Source organism: Paenibacillus sp. p3-SID1389 (genome assembly GCF_025151705.1).
GTDB lineage: Bacteria > Bacillota > Bacilli > Paenibacillales > Paenibacillaceae > Fontibacillus > Fontibacillus phoenicis.
Genome location: NZ_JALXVO010000092.1, coordinates 1 through 6,384, shown reverse-complemented (window position 1 = coordinate 6,384; position 6,384 = coordinate 1). Strand labels below are relative to the sequence as shown.

General features: G+C 51.9%; 4 protein-coding genes and 1 other annotated feature. Of the genes, 2 read left to right on the top strand and 2 right to left on the bottom strand.

All coding sequences use genetic code 11. From position 1 onward, the window contains the following. Positions 1 to 225 precede the first annotated feature (225 nt). Positions 226 to 3,345, bottom strand: coding sequence for a transglycosylase domain-containing protein (locus M3G15_RS20945; protein WP_139816695.1), 3,120 nt, complete (start codon positions 3,343 to 3,345; stop codon positions 226 to 228). A 171-nt stretch (positions 3,346 to 3,516) separates the two neighbouring features. Further along, positions 3,517 to 3,786 (top strand) — a binding site (T-box leader). Positions 3,787 to 3,854: 68 nt separating this feature from the next. On the opposite strand from M3G15_RS20945, the gene tyrS reads away from it, so the two are divergent. Further along, positions 3,855 to 5,108 (top strand): tyrosine--tRNA ligase, encoded by a 1,254-nt coding sequence (tyrS, locus tag M3G15_RS20940; RefSeq protein ID WP_085170766.1) that lies wholly within the window; start codon positions 3,855 to 3,857, stop codon positions 5,106 to 5,108. 111 nt (positions 5,109 to 5,219) lie between these two features. After that, positions 5,220 to 5,435: an HIT family protein gene (locus M3G15_RS21740; RefSeq protein ID WP_083791500.1), complete on the top strand. Its 216-nt coding sequence runs from the start codon at positions 5,220 to 5,222 to the stop codon at positions 5,433 to 5,435. A gap of 113 nt (positions 5,436 to 5,548) precedes the next feature. Here M3G15_RS21740 and rpsD read toward each other — a convergent pair whose 3' ends face one another. Then, a complete protein-coding gene (gene rpsD / locus M3G15_RS20935; protein WP_009225221.1) occupies positions 5,549 to 6,148 on the bottom strand; it encodes a 30S ribosomal protein S4 in 600 nt (199 codons plus the stop codon). Positions 6,149 to 6,384: the final 236 nt, after the last annotated feature.

Below are 6,384 nucleotides of genomic sequence, written 5' to 3'. Positions count from 1 at the left end.
CCCTTGAAGCCCGAACTTTGAGATTTTATGTGAAAAATCGAATATATTTCCGCCAAATGGGTAGTTTGCAGCGAATTATGTTCGAAAAATCATATATATTTATACGGACAGCCTTAAGGAAACATCGTTTCACGGTTCGATGAAATAGGAGCACCCACGAGCACAAGATCACACAAGAAAGAGCAGCACCAAAAAAGCAGCAGGCACACACCTGCTGCTTTTTCGCTATTTACTATACTGCACCGGCGCCGACGGCGGGGATTCACCCAGCACGTTGACGGCGGTGACTTGGATCCAGACGGAGCTGGAGTCGGTCTTGAACGAGAAGTGCGGGTCCGAGGTGGAGCCGACCTTCGTGTAGGTGCCGCCTTGGGCATCGGACACGTAGACGTTGTAGCTCGTCACCAGGTCAAGCGGACCGTTCGCATCCCAGCTCACCGTGAATCCCCGGTCGTCCTGCTTCACGCTCACGTTAGCTGGCGATGAAGGTAACGGACCGTTGTTCCCATTGTCTCCAATGATACCACCGTCGCTGCCGCCTGGCATTTCACCATGCGTATTCGGCGTCGAGCCGTCGCCCGGGAATACGCCGCCGCCAAAAACGTTGACGATCGCGCTTGGCGCCGATTCCTTGCCGGCCACATCAACGGCCGTGACGTAGTACGCGGTGGTGAAGCCCACGGATCGATCGTCAGTAATCACCGCCGGATCTCCAACCAGCGCGGCTTTCCCAGTATACTGGAACGTCACGCCGTCATCCGCGCGATACAAACGGTAACCGACGACGTCTTTTTCCGTATTTTCATTAAACGTGATCGTCGCTGCTCCACTGCCTGCAGACAAGGCAACATTCGCCGGAGGCGCTGGTGCCTGACCATCGTCGACACGAGGATCTGGCTTGTAAGGCGCATCTTCCCCGGCATCCTTCGGCAAGTAGAAGCTCAGCGGTTTGTGACTGCCGGACATTCCGGCGAACGCCTGCTCCAGTTGTTCCTTGAGCACTTCGATCGGCGTCTCGCGCTTCACGACAACTTTCTCACGAAGCATATCCGAAGGCGTTGTTTCGAGCGGCACGTAGTTGATGCCTTCGTATGTCACGTACTTGGCGCGAATCAATACGTCGTCCGGTTCGGTTGGCACATATTTCGCATTAAAAATATCCGTAACCAGCTTCCCGGCCTGTTGGGTCAACTGGGTAGGCAACTTCCCGCTGTAGCCGGAAACTGTCTTCTTCACGATGCCGTCCGGCTTCGTGAACGCTTCGGTCGCAAACAATTCCGGTCTGCTATCGGTAACCTCGTTCATCACGAGCGCCCATATTTTGCGCGCCCGGGATTTGCCGGCCTCCGACAGCGTGTTCACCGGTTCGCGATACCCGATCCATACGCCCAGCGTGACGTCCGGCGAGTAACCCATGAACCAGACGTCGGCATAGTTTTGTGTGGTTCCGGTTTTGCCGACAACCGGAATTTTGCCATATTTCTTGAAGTCGCTCTTGATCGATTTGCCGGTGCCGTCCGTGATAACGGTGCGAAGCATATCGGTCATCAGGTAAGCCGTTTGCTCGGAGAAGACTCGCTCCGGCTTCACCTCATGTTTGTAGACGATGTTGCCTTTCGCATCGGTAATCTTTTCGATCATATATGCGTCGGTAAACTGCCCCCCGTTAGCGATCGAACTGTACGCATTGGTCAGTTCTTCAACGGTGACGCCATATTTCAAGCCGCCAAGTACACCGGTTTGCGCATGGTAATCCTCTTCTTCCAATGTGGTGATGCCCAGCTTCTTGGCAAAGTCCCACGCTTTGTCGATGCCCACGATATTGTTGAACACCTTAAGCGCTGGGATATTCCGCGATTCATTCAAAGCGGTCCGCGCAGTCACCAACCCTTTATAGCCGCCGCTCGAGTTGACCGGGATGTGGAAGCCTTTTTGGTAGTCCTTCAAAATAATCGGCGAATCATCAATGATCGATGCGGGCTGAACTAACCCTTCTTCAAGCGCCGGTAAATAAGCGGCGATCGGCTTCATCGTAGAGCCGGGCTGCCGTTTCATTTGCGTTGCATAGTTCATTTGCTCCGTATAGAAGTCGCGGCCTTCGATCATGCCAAGGATCGCGCCGGTCTTGTTATCGATCATCATCGAGGCGACCTGCTCCAGCCCCTTCTTCTCACTGTACGGAGAGAAATTGTCCGCGTTCTCCGATACCTTGTGCATAGCGTTGTAGACCTTCTTGTCGATGGTCGTGTACACCCGGTATCCCCCGGTCAGCAACTCCTGCCGAGCTTCCTCGAGGATGGCGGAGTTGGCGGCAATCTCTTCTTTGGTCATCTCCGGATTGTTGAGCATCGCCAGGACAATGGCGCCTTGACGTTCCGTCTCCAGCATCAGATACGGGAACGTGTCATACGCCTTCTTCGTTGGCTTGGCCAGCGATCCTTTGATATCGAAGGCCATCGCTTCATCGTATTGCGCTTGCGTGATTTTGTTCTCCTCAAGCATACGTTGCAGCACCAGCTGCTGGCGTTTGACCGCCCGCCCGAACGCCTCCTCGTTAAATTCCCCTTTGCCGTTAAAAGCGGAATAGGTGGAGGGAAGCTGAGGCAGACCCGCCAAATAGGCCGCTTGGGCGATATTCAAATCCGACAGATTGCTGACGTTGAAGAGCCCTTTGGCCGCGGCTTTGATGCCGTAAACCTGGTACCCGTTCGAACCGTTGCCGAAGGGAACCTTATTCAAATAAGCTGTAATGATTTCTTCTTTGGATAAAAAACGCTCCAGCCGAAGCGCCAGCAGCATTTCCTTAACCTTCCGGTCTTCGGTCTTATCCAGGTTCAGGAACACGCGCCGCGCCAGCTGCTGAGTCAGCGTACTGCCGCCGGTCTGCACGTCCTCTTTGAGCACCCGCTGCTTCACCGCCCGCAACGTCCCCTTAAAGTCGATCCCGATATGTTCTTCAAAGTGATTGTCCTCGATAGCGATTACAGCATCGATCACTATTTGCGGGATTTCTTTATAAGTGACAGGACGGCGGTCCTCTTCCGATCGCAGCTGGCCGATCGGCTGGCCGTCACGGAAATAGGCGAAGCCGGTCATTTCATTATGATTGATTTTTGCTTCAATGTCGGCACGCGACCGCACCGGATCGTCCTTTACGATGGAGGATACGTATCCGAATACGGCTCCACCGGCAAACAGAGCGCCGGCAAATCCAAACAGAACGAGCCAACCCACAATCGCCCAGGCTAATCTGCCTTTTTTGCGCTTCCGGGCGGGTTTTGCGGTTTTTTCGCTCCGGTTATTGCGCCGCAGCTTGCCGGAGTTTTTGTCGTTCTCATGATCCATGCATGATCCTCCTTTATAAACAGCAACATTATAGCATAAAAAAGGGGATTTGGATGTTTTTTCAGCGTATTTTGGCGTGTGACGAAGCCGACTTCCTGCTTATGACCTAGCTTTCGTAGATTTGACTTGAGGAATGCATCTATGTTATATAATATTTTAAATTGCAAATCGACAAAGGCTTAGAAAGACTCAGTAGAAGGCGGATTCCCGCTGCTCAGAGAATCGGTGGTTGCTGCGAACCGATGAGCGGATCGCTTTTGAATTACCGTCTGGAGCCGTCCGGGGGAACGCGCGTCAAAGATGCGCCAGTAGTCCGGTACCGGGATATCCCGTTATGTGAATGAAGTGAAAACCGTCATCGGTTCGTCTGGCAATTCGCTGCAGGATCCGCAAGCGGTTTTAATTAGGGTGGTAACGCGAGTGCTCCTTCTCGTCCCTTGGGATGAGAAGGAGCTTTTTTGCGTTTAGATTTCTAAGCAGGTCTAATGAATATGGAGGTAAGAAGAGCAATGAAATGGGAAGAATTAAGCGCGGCCCAGCAGGCCGAGGTGGAACGCCAGCTTCAGGTAATTTCCCGCGGTGTCGTGGAGATCGTGCCGGAGGATGAATTGAAGCAAAAAGTCATCAAGTCGGTAGTGACCGGCAAGCCGCTGAAAGTGAAACTGGGGTTGGACCCTTCCGCGCCGGACATTCATATCGGCCATACGGTGGTGATGCAGAAGCTGCGGCAGTTTCAGGAGCTAGGCCATCAGGTGCAGTTGATCATCGGTGATTTTACGGGACGGATCGGCGACCCGACCGGTAAATCGGAAACCCGCAAGCAACTGACAGAAGAGGATGTTCAGCGGAATGCGGAAACGTACCGCCAGCAAATTTTTAAAATTTTGGACCCGAGCAAAACGCAAGTGAACTTTAACTCAGAGTGGCTTGCACCCATGACGTTCGCCGACGTTGTGAAGCTGTCTGCAAAGGTAACCGTGGCACGTATGCTGGAACGCGACGATTTTACGAAGCGGTATACAAGCGGTCAGCCGATCAGCATCCATGAGTTTTTCTACCCGCTGATGCAAGGCATGGATTCGGTGGCGCTGGAGAGCGATATCGAGCTGGGGGGAACGGACCAGAAGTTTAACCTGCTCATGGGCCGGACGCTGCAGAAGGAATATGGCAAAGACACGCAAGTAGCCATCATGACTCCAATCATCGAAGGCTTGGACGGCGTGCAGAAGATGAGTAAGAGCCTTGGCAACTACATCGGCATTGATGAAGCGCCAAACGAAATCTACGGTAAAGCGATGTCTGTGCCGGACGAGCTGATGACGAAGTACTTTGAGTTGGTGACTGACCTGTCTCTCGAAGAATTGGCAGAGCTAATCGAAGGCCTTAAATCGGGGGCGGTGCATCCACGTGATGCCAAGATGAAATTGGCTCATACGCTTGTCCGGATGTACCATGGTCAGGGAGCCGCCGATGCGGCGCAAGAGCATTTCGTCACCGTGTTCCAGCAACGGGCGCTGCCGGAAGATATTGAAGAGAAAGAGATTCCTGCCGCTGAGCTGGACAATGGCAAAATCCGTCTGATCAAGCTGCTGACGCTGCTTGGGTTCGCCGCCTCCAACGGGGAAGCGAGACGCAGCATTCAGCAGGGGGCAGTGAAGCTGAACGAAGAGAAGATCAGCGATCCGAACGCGGAAGTGGAGCTGGCGGGCGGAGAGATCATCCAGGTCGGCAAACGCAAATTCGCGAAGTTGTCGGTAAAATAAGAGGAATGGACTATATAAAGATCCCTCGCCAATTTTTGCATATAATCATGCATAATCAGCTAAAAGAGGAACAGAACTTACTGTTCCTCTTTTAGTCAGAGAAAGGGTCTAATGATGGTTGATTGTATACTTTGCAATGTATTAGAAACCCGAGAAGCTGTGGTTTTACACGAGTCAATACATGTTCTGTGTATTTTCGATCTATATCCGGCTACCAAGGGGCATTTATTGATTTTTCCGAAGCAGCATATTGAACGCTTGCACCTGATCGAAGATGATCGCTTACAAAATGAGCTGTTCCAAACGTTAGTGACCGTATGTAAGTGACTGGTGGAAAGTCAATTGTGTACGGATTACAGCATTATGACCAAATAGCCAAAGGTAGGCACAAAAAAACCGACCCAAGTTGAGAACAACTTGGGTCGGTTTGCTTCCGAATCTTAACGGTTGTAGAACTCGACGATTTGCTTCTCGTCGATGTCTTGCGACAGCTCGGAACGTTCTGGCAAACGGATGTATTTGCCTTCCAGAGTCGTGTCGTTGAATTCCAGGTAAGCCGGAACATGCGTACGGTTCTCCAGAGCTTCCTTCACGGAAGAGAGACCACGGCTTCTTTCACGAAGGCCGATTACGTCGCCAACGTTTACGCGGTAAGAAGCGATGTCTACTTTCTTGCCGTTAACCGTTACGTGACCGTGGGATACGAGCTGACGTGCACCAGCACGGGAGTTCGCGAAGCCCAGACGGTAAACAAGGTTGTCCAAACGGCTTTCAAGCAAGATCATAAACGTTTCGCCCGCGATACCAGGCATGTGCTGCGCTTTCTCGAACAGGGTGCGGAATTGCTTCTCACCCAAACCGTACATGTGGCGCAGTTTTTGTTTCTCGAGCAATTGTGCTCCGTAGTTACTTACTTTTCTGCGTTGGTTAGGACCGTGTTGCCCCGGAGGGAACGGACGTTTCAAATCTTTGCCAGTGCCGCTCAAGGAAATGCCAAGACGGCGGCTGAGTTTAAATTTAGGACCTGTGTAACGTGCCATTGTATAGGTAGACTCCTTTGTTAGTTAAATTTCGTCTAGGGTTCTACTTGCGCGGGTTTTGTTTGGTTGAGCGAAGGATAGATAATGATACGCTCCCTGACAGGAAAGTTCAGCCGCTGTCCCGTCAGCAACAAAAACCGAGAGGGTGCTCGCATGCGTTACGCCCTAAGTAAGACTCTATCCAGTCTTCATCAACAATATATATTATATGAATTGAGGTTATAAAGTCAATAAGT